Origin of the sequence: Moritella marina ATCC 15381, assembly GCF_008931805.1 — a bacterium.
Classification (GTDB): domain Bacteria; phylum Pseudomonadota; class Gammaproteobacteria; order Enterobacterales; family Moritellaceae; genus Moritella; species Moritella marina.
On record NZ_CP044399.1, the window covers coordinates 4,492,259 to 4,509,047 of the forward strand.

20 protein-coding genes are annotated in these 16,789 nt (G+C 41.4%); 14 read left to right on the forward strand and 6 right to left on the reverse strand.

Annotated features, from left to right (window positions below):
- The first annotated feature begins 8 nt into the window (after window positions 1-8).
- Both FR932_RS20280 and FR932_RS20285 read left to right on the forward strand, forming a co-directional pair.
- Window positions 9-746: an aldehyde dehydrogenase family protein gene (locus FR932_RS20280; protein ID WP_019441381.1), complete on the forward strand. Its 738-nt coding sequence runs from the start codon at window positions 9-11 to the stop codon at window positions 744-746.
- 192 nt (window positions 747-938) lie between these two features.
- A complete protein-coding gene (locus FR932_RS20285) occupies window positions 939-1,403 on the forward strand; it encodes a methylglyoxal synthase (protein WP_019441382.1) in 465 nt (154 codons plus the stop codon).
- Between the two features lie 129 nt (window positions 1,404-1,532).
- Here FR932_RS20285 and ribA read toward each other — a convergent pair whose 3' ends face one another.
- Together ribA and FR932_RS20295 are read right to left on the reverse strand one after the other, a co-directional pair.
- Window positions 1,533-2,141, reverse strand: a complete 609-nt coding sequence (gene ribA / locus FR932_RS20290) for a GTP cyclohydrolase II (protein ID WP_019441383.1) — start codon at window positions 2,139-2,141, stop codon at window positions 1,533-1,535.
- A gap of 269 nt (window positions 2,142-2,410) precedes the next feature.
- A complete protein-coding gene (locus FR932_RS20295) occupies window positions 2,411-2,998 on the reverse strand; it encodes a super-infection exclusion protein B (protein WP_019441384.1) in 588 nt (195 codons plus the stop codon).
- A 196-nt stretch (window positions 2,999-3,194) separates the two neighbouring features.
- Between FR932_RS20295 and FR932_RS20300 the strand changes: the two genes are divergently transcribed.
- Together FR932_RS20300 and FR932_RS20305 are read left to right on the forward strand one after the other, a co-directional pair.
- Window positions 3,195-4,160: a precorrin-2 dehydrogenase/sirohydrochlorin ferrochelatase family protein gene (locus FR932_RS20300; protein ID WP_019441385.1), complete on the forward strand. Its 966-nt coding sequence runs from the start codon at window positions 3,195-3,197 to the stop codon at window positions 4,158-4,160.
- 76 nt (window positions 4,161-4,236) lie between these two features.
- Window positions 4,237-5,136 carry a LysO family transporter gene (locus FR932_RS20305; RefSeq protein WP_019441386.1) on the forward strand — a complete coding sequence of 300 codons (900 nt, stop codon included), beginning with the start codon at window positions 4,237-4,239 and terminating at the stop codon, window positions 5,134-5,136.
- A 78-nt stretch (window positions 5,137-5,214) separates the two neighbouring features.
- Here the strand turns inward: FR932_RS20305 and FR932_RS20310 are convergent, their stop codons facing one another.
- Together FR932_RS20310 and FR932_RS20315 are read right to left on the reverse strand one after the other, a co-directional pair.
- Window positions 5,215-6,084, reverse strand: coding sequence for a phosphoribulokinase (locus FR932_RS20310; protein ID WP_019441387.1), 870 nt, complete (start codon window positions 6,082-6,084; stop codon window positions 5,215-5,217).
- Between the two features lie 81 nt (window positions 6,085-6,165).
- Window positions 6,166-6,393, reverse strand: a complete 228-nt coding sequence (locus tag FR932_RS20315; protein WP_026032137.1) for a YheU family protein — start codon at window positions 6,391-6,393, stop codon at window positions 6,166-6,168.
- Between the two features lie 233 nt (window positions 6,394-6,626).
- Here FR932_RS20315 and FR932_RS20320 point away from each other — a divergent pair, with 233 nt between their 5' ends.
- The 7 genes from FR932_RS20320 (at window position 6,627) to FR932_RS20350 (ending at window position 12,221) form a co-directional block, all read left to right on the forward strand.
- Window positions 6,627-7,424, forward strand: coding sequence for a DUF3450 domain-containing protein (locus FR932_RS20320; protein ID WP_019441389.1), 798 nt, complete (start codon window positions 6,627-6,629; stop codon window positions 7,422-7,424).
- A complete protein-coding gene (locus tag FR932_RS20325; protein ID WP_019441390.1) occupies window positions 7,424-8,854 on the forward strand; it encodes a MotA/TolQ/ExbB proton channel family protein in 1,431 nt (476 codons plus the stop codon). Before FR932_RS20320 ends, FR932_RS20325 begins: the two co-directional genes overlap by 1 nt.
- Window positions 8,855-8,856: 2 nt before the next feature.
- On the forward strand, window positions 8,857-9,363 hold the full coding sequence (locus FR932_RS20330) for a MotA/TolQ/ExbB proton channel family protein (RefSeq protein ID WP_019441391.1): 507 nt from the start codon (window positions 8,857-8,859) through the stop codon (window positions 9,361-9,363).
- Window positions 9,364-9,765 carry an ExbD/TolR family protein gene (locus FR932_RS20335; RefSeq protein ID WP_019441392.1) on the forward strand — a complete coding sequence of 134 codons (402 nt, stop codon included), beginning with the start codon at window positions 9,364-9,366 and terminating at the stop codon, window positions 9,763-9,765.
- On the forward strand, window positions 9,737-10,441 hold the full coding sequence (locus FR932_RS20340) for an energy transducer TonB (RefSeq protein ID WP_019441393.1): 705 nt from the start codon (window positions 9,737-9,739) through the stop codon (window positions 10,439-10,441). Before FR932_RS20335 ends, FR932_RS20340 begins: the two co-directional genes overlap by 29 nt.
- On the forward strand, window positions 10,428-11,774 hold the full coding sequence (locus FR932_RS20345; RefSeq protein ID WP_019441394.1) for a tetratricopeptide repeat protein: 1,347 nt from the start codon (window positions 10,428-10,430) through the stop codon (window positions 11,772-11,774). Before FR932_RS20340 ends, FR932_RS20345 begins: the two co-directional genes overlap by 14 nt.
- Before the next feature lie 87 nt (window positions 11,775-11,861).
- Window positions 11,862-12,221 (forward strand): nuclear transport factor 2 family protein, encoded by a 360-nt coding sequence (locus FR932_RS20350; RefSeq protein ID WP_019441395.1) that lies wholly within the window; start codon window positions 11,862-11,864, stop codon window positions 12,219-12,221.
- A 74-nt stretch (window positions 12,222-12,295) separates the two neighbouring features.
- Here FR932_RS20350 and FR932_RS20355 read toward each other — a convergent pair whose 3' ends face one another.
- Entirely contained in the window at window positions 12,296-14,209 is a 1,914-nt protein-coding gene (locus tag FR932_RS20355; protein ID WP_019441396.1) for an ABC transporter ATP-binding protein, read from the reverse strand.
- Between the two features lie 212 nt (window positions 14,210-14,421).
- On the opposite strand from FR932_RS20355, the gene FR932_RS20360 reads away from it, so the two are divergent.
- The 3 genes from FR932_RS20360 to FR932_RS20370 all read left to right on the forward strand — a co-directional run bounded on the left by FR932_RS20360 (window position 14,422) and on the right by FR932_RS20370 (window position 16,223).
- On the forward strand, window positions 14,422-14,628 hold the full coding sequence (locus FR932_RS20360; protein WP_017222587.1) for a YheV family putative zinc ribbon protein: 207 nt from the start codon (window positions 14,422-14,424) through the stop codon (window positions 14,626-14,628).
- A gap of 55 nt (window positions 14,629-14,683) precedes the next feature.
- Window positions 14,684-15,256 carry a peptidylprolyl isomerase gene (gene slyD, locus FR932_RS20365; RefSeq protein WP_019441397.1) on the forward strand — a complete coding sequence of 191 codons (573 nt, stop codon included), beginning with the start codon at window positions 14,684-14,686 and terminating at the stop codon, window positions 15,254-15,256.
- A 400-nt stretch (window positions 15,257-15,656) separates the two neighbouring features.
- Window positions 15,657-16,223, forward strand: a complete 567-nt coding sequence (locus FR932_RS20370) for a VC2662 family protein (protein WP_019441398.1) — start codon at window positions 15,657-15,659, stop codon at window positions 16,221-16,223.
- A gap of 85 nt (window positions 16,224-16,308) precedes the next feature.
- On the opposite strand, the gene FR932_RS20375 is transcribed toward FR932_RS20370, so the two are convergent.
- Window positions 16,309-16,530: a SlyX family protein gene (locus tag FR932_RS20375; RefSeq protein WP_006030052.1), complete on the reverse strand. Its 222-nt coding sequence runs from the start codon at window positions 16,528-16,530 to the stop codon at window positions 16,309-16,311.
- Window positions 16,531-16,789 lie beyond the last annotated feature (259 nt).

A 16,789-nucleotide genomic window follows, 5' to 3' on the forward strand; every position in this document is an offset into this window, starting at 1 on the left:
GTTAAACCATGGTTGTAAAAAATAAAGTAGTAGAGACGCAGCAGCTAATTGAAACTGGCCTTTGTGCATGGGCAAGTTGGAATGATCTCGGTGTGATCGCGCGTGCAGAGTTGATTGGTAAATGGGTCGATATTATTAGCCAAGAAGCGGCACTGGGTAAACTTGCAGGTGAAATGGCAAAATACCAAAAGCAGCAAGCTATCACGCTCATCGGTGATGAAAAGTTAATGCCTGGACCGACAGGTGAAGTGAACGAACTTTACAGTGCTGGACGTGGTTTATTTGTTGTTGCGGCGACAGATGCAGAGCAAAGTAGCACGATTAATGCCATTGTTGGTCATATCAGCGCAGCCTTATTAGCAGGTAATACCTTGGTATTGGCATTGCCTCAAGCGCAGCAAGCATTGCAGTTTGTATTACTTAATACGCTACACACAGCGGGTATTTCTGAACTAGTGGTGCAGGGCGCTGAAGAAACAGAGCTAACAGCACTGATTGAATCACCAAAAGTCGCGGGTGTTGCTTTTACTGGTGATGCGCAGACAGCGCAAATGATTAACCGCACGTTATCAACGCGTGCTGGTTTATTGGCGCAACTGGTTGCTGAGATCAGTGGCAGTGCATTGGCATACGTGACAGATACGCACTTTATCCTGCGCTTTATTACTGAGCGTACGCGTACGATCAATATTACTGCCGTTGGCGGTAATGCTACTTTGCTAGAGCTTGGTGGTGGTGATCACTAGTGACGGCAGTCATTAATCCAGCCATTCATATCGCAATACCAACACCGTAATATGAAGGTGTAATATAAATAGCCCAGTTCAGCTACTTGTTCGAGAGCCTGAACTGGGACTCTCATCCGTGTATCTCCGCTTATTTAGTAGTATCATCAGCCTTATTATCTTCAATTGTTTTAAATTAACAGTAGGTCACTGATGCAAAAAATTACCCGTTGCATGGCAGTTAACAAACGTATCGCGCTTGTAGCCCATGATCATATGAAGTCTGATTTAATTGCTTGGTCAAAAGCACGTGCAGATATCTTGCAGAAACATCACCTATTTGGCACTGGTACCACAGCTACACTATTAACTAAACATGTTGAGCTACCTGTGAAAGCACTGTTCAGTGGCCCTATGGGCGGTGATCAACAGCTTGGTGCTATGATTGCAGAAGGCGAGATTGATATGATGATCTTCTTCTGGGACCCGATGAATGCGGTACCACACGATCCCGATGTAAAAGCATTATTGCGTTTAGCGGCAGTGTGGAATATACCGGTTGCAACGAACCCGGCAACTGCCGACTTCATTATCGACTCGATCCATACCAGCAGTAAATACGAGCATGAAATTCCAGATTATGAAGGTTATTTAGCAGAGCGCACCAGCGAGCTTTAATGTGACTATTTAGATATCCTAGCAGCTAGGAATAGGCTATGTAGTATTATGGTGTGAAACGAATAACAGCAGCCAATGGCTGCTGTTATTGTTTATAACGGTACCTGCGATTAATAACAGCAGAACTTATTAATCTTCTTTGAAATGCGTTTCTGTCATCATATGACCAAGCTTGTCGGCTTTGGTTTTTAAATAATGTTCATTGTGCATATTCTTACCCACTTGCAATGGCTCTCGTGCCACGACATTCACGCCGTATTCTGCCATCGCCGCTAGTTTTTTCGGGTTATTGGTCATTAACTTGACTTTATTAACACCAAGATGGGCAAGCATAGGTTCACACATTGCATAATTACGTAAATCCGCAGCAAAGCCTAACTGTTCGTTAGCTTCCACGGTATTGGCACCTTCATCTTGTAAATTATACGCACGGATCTTGTTTAACAGACCAATACCACGGCCTTCTTGACGTAGATAAAGAATAAAACCTGAGCCTGCTTCAGTGATGTTTTTCATGGCAGTTTCTAGCTGGAAACCACAATCACAACGTAAACTAAACAGTGCATCACCGGTTAAACATTCTGAATGGATACGTCCTAGAATGACTTCATCGCTCGTTAACTCACCATAGGTAAGTGCAACATGCTCTTTACCTGTTTCAGAGTCTTCGAAGCCGTGCATGGTGAAAGTACCAAAAGGTGTAGGTAGTTTTGAAGATGCGATAAATTTAATAGACACGGATTACCTCTTACTATCCATCGCTACTTGTTGCAATGAACGTCTAAATGGGATTACTTTGGGCTAGTTTACGCGTTTATGGCAGCAATCTGAATAGAGAATTGTAAAAAGACGGGATAATTATCATTCGCTGTAATGATCACGGCAAAGTTCAATCGATTATGTACTTTGCCGTGTGCTTTATTGTGGTCTTTAGAGTGTCATTTTTGTGCTCTTTGTGACCTTACGTCAGGTCAATTCGTCACGCTTTCGTTTTATTGACGGTCGGTTTAGTGGCGAACGTAAAACTCTTTGGCAAATGCAGGGCGTGCTGATTTCAGCGCTTTTGCCTGTAAGTCTGTCATTTTACCTTCAGGGAAACCGAGTGCTTTATGGTCCAGTAACGGGCGTGCTTTAATATTGATACATAATTTTATTTTGCTGCCAGTACCGATAATTTCTTGGCTATTTAATGCCGGCACTAAGATGCAATTCTCGACTAAGTTTGCTACTGCCGCCATCTCTAATGGCAGGGAAATAATGTCTTTCTTTTGAAAAATAAATTCACGGATTACCGCTTGTTCTGAGGTGTTCATTACCTTGACCATGTTATTAATTTTATTCATGGTTTCGGTATCTGATTTTTTATCGAGCACTGACTGCCCGGCTTGAACCAGAAATAAGGCAATAAAATATGCAATCGCAGAAATCACGATAATCGAAATGTAACCACGGTATTGGCTGACCCATTGATCTAAACCTGATACCGACAATGCAGTGGTTGGCAATAGTAATACCAATGTCGCAGCAAGCAGTAACCACGTGGTGGCAATGTTTATCTGTTTGTAATTTTGAATATACTGTTTAAGTTCGTGCATGATAAACCTTCTCCTGATGACCGGAGTCAAAAAATTGTCTGACGCGTGACATTATTACTACTATTTCACTCAATCTGTAATGTAAGCATTTTCTGTGCCATTAAATTAATTATTTTCTATAGTCGTGATGTTGATGACTATCAGCAGGTTGCGCCGTATACTAACCATTGTTTATGCACTTTTAAATGGATGTAACATGCAGTATTTGCCAATTTTTATGGATGTAAATGATAAAAACGTACTGGTCGTTGGTGGCGGTGAAGTAGCGAGTCGAAAAGTTGACTTACTATTAAGCGCGGGTGCTAAGGTTACGGTTTTATCACCGCGCCTAAATGATACCCTAGAGCGCTATTGTGGCCATGAGAGCAATGGTAATGATGCCAAAATTACGGCAATCATTGACGGCTACAACAGCAATTATCTCGATGATGTTGCAGATAGTTATGTGATGGTGTGGGTGACAACCGACAATACGGCGTTGAATAAGCAAGTATGGCAAGACTGCTGTGAACGTAACTTGTTAGTTAACGTGGCCGATCAGCAAGAGTTATGTGAATTTATCACGCCTTCTATTATTGACCGCTCTCCATTACAAATCGCGATATCTAGTGGTGGTACTGCACCTGTATTGATCCGTTATTTACGTGAAAAACTCGAAGCTTTATTACCAGAAACACTGGGTTTGCTCGGTGCATTTTCTGGCGATCAACGCGATCGCGTGAAGCAACAATTTAATAGTGTGACTGAGCGCCGGCGTTTTTGGGAACGTTTCTTCAGCTCTAAAGCGGTATCACTTACCACTGATAAGGCGCAATTACAGCAAGAGTTTGATTTGCAATTAGCAACGCCGCAGGGCGATGTTGAAGGTGATATTTATTTAATTGAGCTACCTGATGAAACGGATCTATTACGCCTACGAGCGCTGCGTTTGATGCAACAAGCGGATGTGATCTTATATGTGGAAGACAACAATGACAGCATGGCTGAGTTTATTGAATTATGTCGTCGTGACGCCGAACGCTATCCGACATTAAGTGCTGATTTTGCGAAACAAGCTAAAACACGTCAGCAGCAAGGTGAACGAGTGTGCTTGTTGATCAATGACAACGCACAGTTTGCAACGCTGCGAGAATCACTTAATGCGATGAGTGTTGTTGCGTAAATAGTTATCGATTAAGAACTATCGATTAAGAACTGCTGCTTAGTTGTGGCCACTAATAAACATGGATAGACGTTAGATGTATTCTGGATTTTTGATTGTCATCGTGCCCTTAGTGTTGGGCTACTTTGTTGCGTTAACGCAGCAGAAACATATTCATTGGGTTAACTCTGGCACCAGTAAAATGGTGTACGTGATTTTATTTTTGATGGGCATTAGTTTGTCGCATTTAGATAACTTTGCGCAAAATATTCAGAACATAGGATTATACAGTTTTACTGTGTTGGCTTGTGTATCTGCTGCTAATTTATTGGCTTTGTGGGGACTAGATAAACGTTTGTCGAAAATAGTGGAAGGAGATGGCGAGACACTAAGTAAATGGCACCTGATTTTAGAATCAGTGCAGCTAATTTTTGTCATTGCAGCTGGTTTTATTGTTGGTTTGTTTGTGTCTGCAGAATGGATTGATATTGATGCTATCACCGAGGGTGCTTTGGTATTATTATTATTGCTAATTGGTTGTCAGTTGCGTAATAGTGGTATGAAATTAAGAGAGATATTGCTCAATAGCTGGGGCATTAAGATCGCGTTAGTGATGATGACGAGTTCTTGGGTTGGCGGCTTGTTAGCAGCATTCTTATTGGATATACCATTAAGCAATGGTTTGGCGTTGGCATCTGGTTTTGGTTGGTATTCATTATCTGGTATTTTGATCACCGATGGTTTATCGCCTGTATTTGGCGGCGCCGCGTTTATTATCGATTTGGGTCGCGAGTTGGTGGCTATTTTAATTATTCCATCTCTGATCCGCTTACATCCGTCAACTGCGATTGGTTATGCTGGCGCGACGGCGATGGACTTTACGCTACCGATGATTCAAAAGTCTGGTGGTAATGGCTATGTGCCGTTGGCGATTGTCAGTGGCTTTATATTAAGCCTAGCGTCCCCGTTATTTATTAGTTTGTTCTTAGCGCTGTAATCACAAAAAAGGGGGATGCTGTATGACAGCATCCCCCTTTTACTTCCTATTTGTTACTTTTATATTCTACTTTCTATATTAGCTAATCTTACCTTCGACTAATAACTGGCGGATCAGCGGGGCGCAGATAAGCTCCATCGCGAGGGCCATTTTACCACCCGGTACCACTAGGGTATTGATACCAGAAATAAACGAGCCATCAATCATGGTTAGTAAATACGGGAAATCAACATTCTTCACACTTTGGAAACGGATCACCACCAAACTTTCGTCCAGCGTTGGGATCGTTGTCGCACTAAATGGATTCGAGGTGTCGACTAACGGTACTCGTTGGAAATTAATGTGGGTACGTGAAAACTGTGGTGTAATGAAGTTAATGTAATCATCCATCGAGCGGACGATAGAATCAGTTACCGCTTCACGAGAATGGCCACGGTCTTCAGTATCACGGACTAACTTTTGGATCCATTCCAAGTTAACAATAGGCACCATGCCGATCAGTAGATCAACATGTTTCGCTACATCATTATCTTTAGTTGCAACACCGCCGTGTAGCCCTTCATAGAATAAGATATCAGTACCAGCATCAATTTCTTGCCAGGGAGTAAACGTACCTGGCATTAAATTATACGGCACTGCTTCATCAAAGGTATGCAGATAGCGACGGTATTTACCACTGCCATCACGGCCATAGTCTTGAAAGAAGTTTTCAAGTAACTCAAAATCATTGGCTTCAGGGCCAAAATAACTAATGTGTCGGCCTTGTTCACGGGCTTTACGGATCGCTACATCCATTTCAGGACGGGTATAGCGATGAAAACTGTCACCTTCAATAAAAGAGGCTTTGATGTTTTCTTGACGGAACATGTGAGCAAAGGCCAAGCTAGTGGTAGAAGTACCGGCGCCTGATGAACCTGTCACAGCAATAATAGGATGTTTTGCTGACATTGTATCGACCAACTAGTTAAATTAATGAGTGCTATGTTATACGAGGTAAATGGTCTTTTATCAAGTATAAAATTTGCCCAATTATTGTGGGTTTTTAAGAACTTCGCTCTTTGGTAAGATGTTCACACTGTCATGTAATTCAGAATAAACGATGACGACATCACCTATTTCAAGTTGTTTCGTTACCTGACATACTTTCTCAGACATTGACATCTCAAGGGTGCCATAATCAGTACCTTCTCGTAACACGAAGTGTTCTATAAGGGTATTTAGTGTATCTTTATCTAATTGCTTATAGGGAATTATCATAATTGCGCTCTGTAGTGTGATTACCAGTAATTTGTACAATATTAACATATATTTCCGATTTGATTGCTAAATACAATCGTCTTAAATATAATGATTCTCATTTAGTTTTGCGGTGTGTCAATGAGTTTTTCCTGAACATCGAATTTGCTCATCAAATTTAATTATCACGATTAATATATTTAACTCTCACAGCACAGCATATTTAATTATCACGGCATAGACAGTGGAATAACATGAACTATTCAGCAATTTGGTCAATGGGGTTACTTGCGGGGGCATTTATGATGCCAGCTCAAGCAACCAGCGAGCTTGATAATATTATCAACAGCAAGCAACAGTCACAGACACAAGCACAGCGTACGCAAAATAATATTACAGAATTAGATGAAAAAACGAATGAAACAGTGGCTGAATATCGTGGCTTACTACGTGAAAATGCAGTGCTTACGGCTTACACCAATCAGCTTGAAAAACAAGTAACACAACAGCAGAAGCTATTAGCCAATTTAGAAAGTAACATGGCAAGCGTACGTGAAACACGTATGGAATTGACCCCATTAATGCAGCAAATGGTACAAGTACTCACCTTGTTTGTTGAACAAGATATTCCATTCCTATGGCAAGAACGCCAATTACGTTTAGCTGAACTTAATCGTTTATTAGATAACCCTAATATCACTATTGCCGATAAATACCGTCGTATATTAGAAGCCTATCAAATCGAAACAGAATACGGAGACACTATCGAAACATGGCAAGCGCAATTACCATTAAGTGATGCAGACAGAACCGTGCAACTTATTCGTGTTGGCCGCGTTGCCTTGTATTATCTCACGCCAGATAAGCATACTGCAGGGTATTGGGATAACAGCACACGTACTTGGTTAACCTTACCTGAAACCTGGTTAGCGAAAGTAAAACAAGCTTATGCCGTAGCAGATAATAAAACTGTTCCAACCTTACTGGCATTGCCCTTGTTAGAAACAACGATTAATACTGGCGTAGAAGCACAACAGCAGGAGGCACTATAATGGTTAGACTTCTCACTGCATTAACGACTTTCTCGTTGCGTTTTAGTGCTTATATTTTTCTTGTTTTTACTTTACTGATGTTAGATGTTCACGCAACGCCATTAGATGAACTGTTAAAACAAGTGAAACAAAGTAATGTGGCTGAAACACAAATAGACAACGCCGCATTAACCCGTTTCAAAGCGAATCTCACCACACAGAAAGCCAATTTAGCCAAGCAAACGCAGCGAAATAAAGCTCTACAACAAAAAATGGCTCAGTTACAAGAGGCTATCGCAGGTAATAACAAACTGATCTTAGCGAAGCGGAAACTTGCTAATAGTGAAAAGTCGGACTTGGATAAAGTATTCAGTGAATTTCGCGGTGCTAGCCAAGACTTGCGTGGGCAATTAAATAAGAGCCCATTAAGCGCGACGCTATCAGGTCGTTCAACACAGTTGTCTCCTTACAGTGAAGCCAATTATGAACCTGATTTAGCCGCGATTAAAAATTTATGGCTATTATTTACCGAGCAAATGGTTGCCAGCAGTAAGGTTACGATCACAAACACAGCTGTCACGATGGCAGACGGCAGTAAAGACACATTAGCCGTGACCCAAATTGCTGGGTTTACAGCCTTTACTGCACAAGGGCCATTACTGTATCAACCCGCGAGTGAAAGCTATCAATTGTTACCATCAAACTCGGCGGATATCAGCGCTCGTATTGCTGGGTTCTCACAACCCCTGGCGGGTTTTGTTAGTACCTTAATTGACCCTTCAGCTGGTGGTTTATTGCAACGTGCGACAGAAGAACACGTGTGGTGGCAAATTTTTTCTGATGCCGGCGTTATCGGCTTCATTATTGTCGCTGTGGGTGTGATCGGCATGGTTATCGGTTTATTCCGTTTATGGGTGCTGTCTGGCGAAGCTAAGCAAATTAAAGCGCAAAAACAGAATTTAGATAAGCTTACCGAAAATTCACTGGGTCGTATTGTTGGTGTTGCTGATCGCCATGAAAACAGTAACGCAGATGAATTAGCCCGTTTTCTTGATGAAGCTATTTTGGCGGAATTACCAGCATGCCGTAAAGGCTTAGGATCGTTAGCGGTATTAGCTACGATTGCACCATTATTAGGTTTATTAGGCACAGTAGCGGGGATGATTGAAACCTTCCAAGCGATCACGGCTTATGGTAATAGCGATCCGCAAGTATTATCCAGCGGTATTTCCCAAGCCTTATTAACGACTAAGTTTGGTTTAATAGCGGCCGTACCATTAATGTTATTACACAGTTTATTAACCAGTAAAAGCGACAGTATCGTCCATGTGATTGAACATCAAAGCGCAGGGTTATTAGCGCAGCGTCAACAACGTCTTAATTTATGTGCGAATGAATCGTTAACTACACAGGTAGTTACTCATCACCGACAAACAGCTGGTAATGCATAATTATGTTGGCATTTTTTGACTTTCTGCATGATGCATCACTGATCTTTTGGGTCATTATGCTGTTGTCTGTGGTGATGTGGTGGACTATCGCACGCTGCTATTTACAGTACGTTTTGCAATACCCTGTGCTCTCTAAGTATTACCAAGCACAGTGGGCTCAGTGGCAAGATCAATCACACTTATTAGCAGTGGCTGTGCGTGATGGTTTTATTTCTGAATTACAAAGCCAGCTTACTCGCAAGCTTATTTTCATTAAAACACTAACCGGTGTGTTACCGCTATTAGGCTTGTTAGGCACGGTTGACGGTATGATTGATAATTTTTCGGTGTTGTCTGACAGCCTTGGGGTATCAGAACTCTTTAGCAGTGGTATTGCTCAAGCATTATTAACCACCCTCGCAGGATTGGTGACGGGTTTATCGGGGTTGTTTTTTTGTCACAATTTGAACAAACGCGCCAACTTGTTGACCTTAGATTTGGCACAAAAATTAGTTGTGAAAGGAATTTAAATGAGAACTCGATTTAGTCGTAATAACAGTGATGCGCTCACGGTCGACTTAACGCCGATGATTGATATGGTGTTTATTTTACTTATCTTCTTTTTAGTGACCGCATCGTTTAATAAGATGAATGCGATTGATATTAACCGCCCTGATGGCGCGACCAACGATGTGCAAGGAGCAGTGAGTTTAGTTGTGTCTATTGATGCTGAAAACGGCGTGTGGATCGAAGGCGAACCTGTTGATATTCGTAAGTTGCGTAGTCGAGTGAAAACATTAAGTGGTGGCGATCATACCTCGGTAATGTTAAATGCTGATCGCAGTGTTGATACTGGTCGTTTAATTGAAGTATTAGATCAAGTCAGATTAGCAGGGGTGGACAATGTTGCAGTCGCAACCGCGAGGCAGTAAAGGCCATTGGCTACTGGCATTTGGGCTGGCGGTCGTCGTGAATGTCAGTTTAGCGGGATTAATTTATTCGTTAACGGTTGGCAGCAATAAACCCCCTGTACAAGAGCCTATTTCGATCGACTTTCGTCAGTTCACCGATTCAAATGTTGAAGAACAGGAAATTAGCCCTGAACTAGAAGTGATCCCCGAGCCAAAACCACAGCAAGAAATGGTGACCTTACCGCAACCTGTGCAACCGAGTTTTGATGTGCAAAATATTAATTTAAATAGCAGCATTACTTTACCCGCGTTATCGGTACCTACTTTTGATGTATCACCGCAACTGGTCGATGTGACGAGCCATATTCAACCACAAGCTGACGTCACGCCTGTTGCTGTCGCCACTGTTGAACAAGCCGCGATTGGTGAGCCTGAAATTGGCTTTGCGAAAGTATTACGTAAAACCAATCCGCAATATCCTTACAAGGCCAAACGTCTAAAAATCGAAGGTTATGTGTTATTACATGTTTTGATTAATGATGAAGGGCGCAGTGAAGAGATTAAGATCATCGAAGAAAGCCCACGTGGTTATTTCGCTAAAGTGTCACGTAAATCAGTGCGTCGCTGGCAGTTTGAAAAAGCCCCTGCAGGTACCGAAGTATGGAAAAAATGGAGAATGGTCTTTGAACTTAATTAGTATGAAGCAGGGGATTTCATCGCTGTTGTCTGGATCTGTGTGGCAATTAATATTGCTGTCACTGGTCATACTGTTATCGATGCCATTGGCGCAAGCGCAGCAAGTACCTGCCTCTGTTTATAGCCGTTATATCACCTTAACCACAGCGTTTGCGAAGATGTCAGCACAGGACGATAAGCAAAAAAAAGCCAAGGCTGAATCGAATAAAATCTTAACTGACGACATTACTGAATTTTATCAACAGCAGCAAGATCATTCAGTTGAACGCCAATTGCTGGCGAGTAATTTGCACCTGCAAGTTCTGTTGAATAAAGAAGGTTATACGGAAAGCTACCAAGTCGTCTCTCGACTACTCAACTTACCGTTAGAACTTGAACAACAACTGACATTCCAGCAATTAGCAGCACAACTTGCGGCAAGCGCGAATAAAACTCCAGATACAAATAAAAAATCGTGGGCACTAGTCACTCAGCATCTTAATGCTTGGTTTAAACTGGTGGATAAGCTTGATGACAAACAACGTCAGACTTATAAGATCACGCTTGATCAGCAAGCCAGTAATGCGGCATTGTTAGCCCAAGCCTATTATTTACAAGATAAGTTAACCGCGGCTTTAGCTCCGTCAAAACGGGCTTATAAGTTAGCGCCGAAAAAAGAGTCTTACCTGCAATTATTATTAGCGTTATTACAGCGTTTAGAACATCGCAAACAGCTCAATAAACACCTGCAAATAGCGGTGGTCGATTTCCCCGAGTCGAAAGATTACTGGGAACGCTTGGCGTATAGCTATCTTAGTTTAGAGCAGAATAAAGCGGCATTATCGACATTGGCGATCACCCGTAATCAAGGCCTGCTTACCGCACAAGGTTATCGAGTATTAGCGTCGTTATATTTACAGCAGCAACAACCAAGATTAGCAGCTGATGTGTATATTGAAGGCGCGGATAAAAAATTATTATTACGCGATTTAGCTTACTTTAAAGGCTTGAGTAATGCCTGGCTAATGGCGCGTGAACGCAGTAAAGCGTTGGATGTGTTAGCCCAAGCTGAACGCGCAGGTATTAAATTTGCGAAACACGATCAGCAGCAGGCGCAGTTATTGTATTTAGAAGCGCGTTGGTCTGAAGCTGAATTAGCGTATACAGATTTGTTGAAAGATAGAGATACTAAAACTGCGGATGAAAAGACGCTATTAATAACTGATAAATGGCGCTTTTTATTAGCGGTAAGCCAAATTGAACAAGGTAAAAAAGTCCTAGCGAAAGATAATTTACAGCTACTGCAGACCCAGCAATATCAAAGTTACAGTAAAGGTTGGTTAGGACAGCTTTAGATCACACTTTATCCCATAATGGCTAGTGCCGACTGATAGAATGCTCTCTATAGTTAAGTGATGTAAAACTGCTAGAGTGTTGTCATAATGAAATTATCGGATATAGTACAGCGTGGTTGGGAATCTGTAGGTAAAGGTGATTTCGATGCCTTAGTCGCTGATTACACGGATGATATGACATTTGTAATGCCGGGGCAGGAAGATATTCTCAGAGGGCGACGAACGTTTCGTAAGGCGCTAAATAATCTGGGTGGTTTACTGCCACCTGGATTTGAAATAACCGAACTTCGTCAAATTGAAACGGGCAATGAAGTGGTTTCAATTGTGGAATGGAAATCCGATAAAATGACAGCGTCGCAATTATCAGTATTGTTCCAATTTGAAGGTGAAAAAATTTATGAGGAACGCTGGTTCGTTGATACAGAACAGTGGAAAAGCTTGTTCTGATAAAGTCTATTTTATTAAAAATAGAGGCTGATATAAGTTCAGCCCCCTATTTATTATCACACTTAAGTTTATTATTAAGTTTGTTCGCTTGCTTCAATCATTTCTTCAAGCTCTTCGTTTAATTCCATCCACGTGGTTTCAGCTTCTTCAATCGCAACAACAAACTTCGCTTGCTCGCTTAATGCGGTTTTCAGCTTAGCTTTGTTTTGATCTTCATAAATACTGGTTTCACTGAGTTGGGCTTCAACGGCTGTTAACTTGTCACCTAAGGTTTCAAGTTGCTTATCAAGCTTTTCAATGTGTTTGCGTACTGGTTGAGTTTGTTTACGTAATTCTGCAGCCTTACGCTTTTGATCTTTCTTACCTTGCGCACTGTTAGCGCTGGTATTAACCACTTGCGTCGCTTGTTTCTCAACTTTTTGCTGTTCTGCTAACCAGGTGTGGTAATCATCCAAGTCACCGTCAAACGGTAATACCTTCTTATCGTGTACCAAGTACAGCTCATCGGTCGTAGAGCGTAATAAGTGACGATCATGTGATACAACAATCATAGCGCCTTCAAAACCTTGTAGGGCTACTGACAGCGCGTGACGCATTTCTAAATCCAAGTGGTTGGTTGGCTCATCGAGGAGTAACAGATTCGGTTTTTGCCATACGATCAGGGCTAATACCAAACGTGCTTTTTCACCACCCGAGAACGGACGTACGATATCGAGGGCTTTTTCACCGATGAAACCAAAACCGCCTAAGTATTTACGCAGTTCTAATTCTGTTTTATCGGGCGCTAGACGTACCATGTGTTGTAAAGGCGTGTCGTCTAAACGTAAAAATTCTAATTGGTGCTGGGCAAAGTAACCGACTTTCGAATTTGGATTCACTTCTAATGAACCTTTCAGTGGTTCCATTTCAGCAGACAATAATTTAATTAATGTTGATTTACCTGCGCCGTTACGGCCCAATAAACCAATACGACTGCCCGGCACGAGATTCAATTTAATGTTATCAAGAATAAGGGTATCGCCATAACCTGCGCACACGTTTTCCATTGTTAACAACGGCAGTGGCAGTGCATCAGGTTCTAAGAAACTAAAGCTAAATTGTGAATCAGCATTGGCCGCTGAAATAAGCTCCATACGCTCCATCGCTTTAATACGACTTTGTGCTTGCTTGGCTTTTGATGCTTTATAACGGAAACGGTCGATGTAGCTTTGCATGTGGGCAACTTCACGCTGTTGCTTTTCAAACATAGACTGCTGTTGTGATAGTTTTTCTGCACGTTGTTTTTCGAATGAGGTGTAGTCACCTGTGTATTCGTTTAGCTTTTGGTCTTCAACGTGAATGATCTTAGTAATAATCGCATCGAGGAAATCGCGATCATGCGAGATCAACATTAATGTACCGTCATACTGTTTTAACCATTTCTCTAACCAGATAACCGCATCCAAATCCAAGTGGTTGGTTGGTTCATCGAGGAGTAATAAGTCAGAACGGCATAACAGTGCTTGGGCTAAGTTTAAACGCATGCGCCAACCACCCGAGAAACTCTGTACTGGCAGTTGCTGTTTGTCTTCACTAAAGCCTAAGCCTGATAACAGTTCAGAACAGCGCGCGTTAATGCTGTATGCACCAATCGCATCGAGTTTGCCGTGGATCTCAGCAATCTTATTACCATTATCAGCTGCTTCAGCTTGGGCTAGATCCGCTTCTAATTGACGGAATTCAATATCACCATCTAACACGTAATCATGGGCGCTGCGATCGAGTGCAGGTGTTTCCTGTTTTACACTCGACACTTGCCAACCTGTGGGATAGGTTAAGCTACCGTTATCCAAACTGATTTCGTGGCGGATAAGGGCAAATAAACTGGATTTACCACAGCCGTTCTTACCGACTAAGCCAACTTTTTGACCTGGGTTGATTTTGGCACTGGTATTTGTAATAAGTGGCTTGCCACCACGCAGAAGTTCAATATCGCTAGCTATGATCATATGAGGGCTATTAGTAACTATAATTGCGGCGATTTTAGCGGATTTACGCCCATTTTAAAATGTTAAACTTTGAAATTTGTACTAAGAATAAAGTACACTCTTAGTTAAACGATGCTAATGGCTTAGTCAAACGATGCTAATAGACTTAATATCAGTTTATTAAATCAGCTTGTTGAGCATGCTTAAGCGCGTGAAAAGACTAGGAGGTTGCAGTGGTTGAACGGAAGAAAAGACGCTTTGTCGCCGGCGCTAAGTGCCCGACGTGCAATGAAATAGATGTGATCCAGCTATTTCAAGTGAATGGGGTAGAGACAATTGAATGTGTCAGTTGTGGCTATACTCAAGCGCAAGCAGAAGGAGAGGTGAATACCGCCACCCGCGATTTCGAACAAATGATAGGGGTCTTTAAGCAAGACTAATAGTGACCTTGCTTAAAGAAAACTGTAATAGTTAATTTAGAAATAGAGAATAAATATGTTTATTGAAGCAAACTCAGTTGTAGTACTACACTTCGCCGTAACAGATGATAAAGGTGAACTTATCGATGATACGCGTGATTCATCTCCACTAGAATTCTTAATGGGTTCTGGTTACCTTGTTCCGGGTCTTGAAGCTGAGCTTGAAGGCCTTAAAGTAGGTGACGATTTTGACGTTAAAGTTGAACCTGAACAAGGCTACGGCATCTACGATCCTGAGCTAGTACAAGAAGTACCTGCTGAGCTATTCGAAGGCGTTGAAGGCGTTGAACCTGGTATGGCATTTAGTGCTGAAACAGATGCGGGTCACCGTACAGTTATTGTAACTGCTGTTGAAGACGACATTATTGTTGTTGACGCAAACCACCCATTTGCAGGTCGTACACTGCAATTCAATGGTGAAGTTATCGGTATTCGTGAAGCGACTGAAGAAGAATTAGAACATGGTCACATCCATGGCGCTGAAGGCTGTGGTCATGACCACGGACACGACCATGATCACGAAGGTGGCTGTTGTGGTTCTGACGAATCAAAAGAAGAGAAAAAAGACGGTTGCTGTGGCGGTCACTAATCATTAGTGATGCTGAGTGAGCTGTTTAATTAAATATAGAATGCCTGTCACAGTGACGGGCATTTTTTTACCTGTATAAGCGGTTATTTTAACCCTGTTTGATCATATTCAATTTATTCCTTAATTATCCCAGAGTGCTTCCAGAGTTATATCTAAATTAGCGCTGAGCTATCCCGCCTTTAGTGCTTTCTTGCTTAATGTCTGATTAATGCTTTTGAAGTCAGTTATTATCATGTATTTAGATGTAATCCCCTGTTTATATACTATATTTGTAGACTATGTCTATGGACTATATTGAAGTTAAATTGTATTTATTCGACGTGTATTAGGCGTTTATTGATAAGAATAAGAATAACAATAACAATAACTTAATTTTAAATGATGTAAAAAGGGACTTATTATGAATAAAAATATAGTTAACGTTTGTGCTGGATTGGGTTTGGCGATGATGTCGTCCGCAGTAATGGCTGAGAGTACACCTGTCATGTTTTCATCAATAAATGGCTTTAGTGCGCCAGCTTCAAACGAAGTGAAAGGTGCTCGTTTAACTGTGTTTCATGGTACGGCAGTGAGTGTTACTGGTGTGGACTTTGCGCTTTTAGGTTTATCTGAAGCGACAGATGTTACGGGGGTTAACTGGGGGTTACTTGGTGCAAACCGCGTTCACGGTGAATTTACCGGTGCATCATTTGGTTTGTTAAATTGGCATAACGGCAATGATACCGGAGCAAATCTCGGTTTTATTAATGTGACGAATAATGTGACAGGTGCAAATATCAGTGCGGTTAACTACTCAGAGGGTTACACCATGGTTGATGTCGGTGTTGCGAATTTGTCGAGTAATTCAGTCGTGCAAGTCGGTTTATTTAATATGACATCTAAAATTGAAGGTGTTCAGGTTGGTTTAATCAATTGTGCTGAGAATGGTTTTTTTCCTTGCTTCCCATTCGTCAACTTTGCGCTGTAAGTTGATGTCATATTAATTTAAATAAAATGACGCCACTGTATTTTTTAAGCGGCGCCATTTTTATTTAATTTGGTCACAGGCCGGATTAATAATGCGGTGGTGGTGTTTCGTCTGCTTCACTTGCTAGACCGCTGCCCACTTGCATTGTTTTAATGCGGCTAATTAAAAACGTCAGCTGTACTTTCTGATCTTCAAGTATTTTTTGTTGCTCAATAATTGCGTTATTTAATTGTTCGATTGTGTCATCTTGAAAACTGAGTTTCATTTCTAAGTTTTCAACACGCTCTTCTAATTGCTGAATTTCCATGTTTTTTTCCGCTATGGATTAATTTTATGAACTAAGTTTAACATGTAATGTCGATTTATTTGAGCTGAAATACTAGCCTAGATAAGATGTAAAACTAAGTAAAGTAGAGTGATTTATCATTTTTTGCATTTATAGTTGTTAATATCTTGTATGGAAGCATCAAATAGTTATGATAACTAGTCGGTTAGGAATAAGTAACTTAGAAGTAGTTTAGGTATGTATAACTAAGAACGTAGTTGTGACATTTCACTGCATTATT

Excerpts from the sequence above, each read along its gene's own strand:
- FR932_RS20315 (WP_026032137.1), bottom strand. The coding sequence starts at position 6,393 with ATGATAATTCCCTATAAGCAATTAGATAAAGATACACTAAATACCCTT.
- FR932_RS20300 (WP_019441385.1), top strand. The coding sequence starts at position 3,195 with ATGCAGTATTTGCCAATTTTTATGGATGTAAATGATAAAAACGTACTG.
- FR932_RS20295 (WP_019441384.1), bottom strand. The coding sequence starts at position 2,998 with ATGCACGAACTTAAACAGTATATTCAAAATTACAAACAGATAAACATT.
- FR932_RS20310 (WP_019441387.1), bottom strand. The coding sequence starts at position 6,084 with ATGTCAGCAAAACATCCTATTATTGCTGTGACAGGTTCATCAGGCGCC.
- FR932_RS20355 (WP_019441396.1), bottom strand. The coding sequence starts at position 14,209 with ATGATCATAGCTAGCGATATTGAACTTCTGCGTGGTGGCAAGCCACTT.
- slyD (WP_019441397.1), top strand. The coding sequence starts at position 14,684 with ATGTTTATTGAAGCAAACTCAGTTGTAGTACTACACTTCGCCGTAACA.
- FR932_RS20285 (WP_019441382.1), top strand. The coding sequence starts at position 939 with ATGCAAAAAATTACCCGTTGCATGGCAGTTAACAAACGTATCGCGCTT.
- FR932_RS20305 (WP_019441386.1), top strand. The coding sequence starts at position 4,237 with ATGTATTCTGGATTTTTGATTGTCATCGTGCCCTTAGTGTTGGGCTAC.
- FR932_RS20320 (WP_019441389.1), top strand. The coding sequence starts at position 6,627 with ATGAACTATTCAGCAATTTGGTCAATGGGGTTACTTGCGGGGGCATTT.
- FR932_RS20330 (WP_019441391.1), top strand. The coding sequence starts at position 8,857 with ATGTTGGCATTTTTTGACTTTCTGCATGATGCATCACTGATCTTTTGG.
- FR932_RS20280 (WP_019441381.1), top strand. The coding sequence starts at position 9 with ATGGTTGTAAAAAATAAAGTAGTAGAGACGCAGCAGCTAATTGAAACT.
- FR932_RS20335 (WP_019441392.1), top strand. The coding sequence starts at position 9,364 with ATGAGAACTCGATTTAGTCGTAATAACAGTGATGCGCTCACGGTCGAC.
- FR932_RS20375 (WP_006030052.1), bottom strand. The coding sequence starts at position 16,530 with ATGGAAATTCAGCAATTAGAAGAGCGTGTTGAAAACTTAGAAATGAAA.
- FR932_RS20325 (WP_019441390.1), top strand. The coding sequence starts at position 7,424 with ATGGTTAGACTTCTCACTGCATTAACGACTTTCTCGTTGCGTTTTAGT.
- FR932_RS20340 (WP_019441393.1), top strand. The coding sequence starts at position 9,737 with ATGTTGCAGTCGCAACCGCGAGGCAGTAAAGGCCATTGGCTACTGGCA.
- FR932_RS20350 (WP_019441395.1), top strand. The coding sequence starts at position 11,862 with ATGAAATTATCGGATATAGTACAGCGTGGTTGGGAATCTGTAGGTAAA.
- FR932_RS20370 (WP_019441398.1), top strand. The coding sequence starts at position 15,657 with ATGAATAAAAATATAGTTAACGTTTGTGCTGGATTGGGTTTGGCGATG.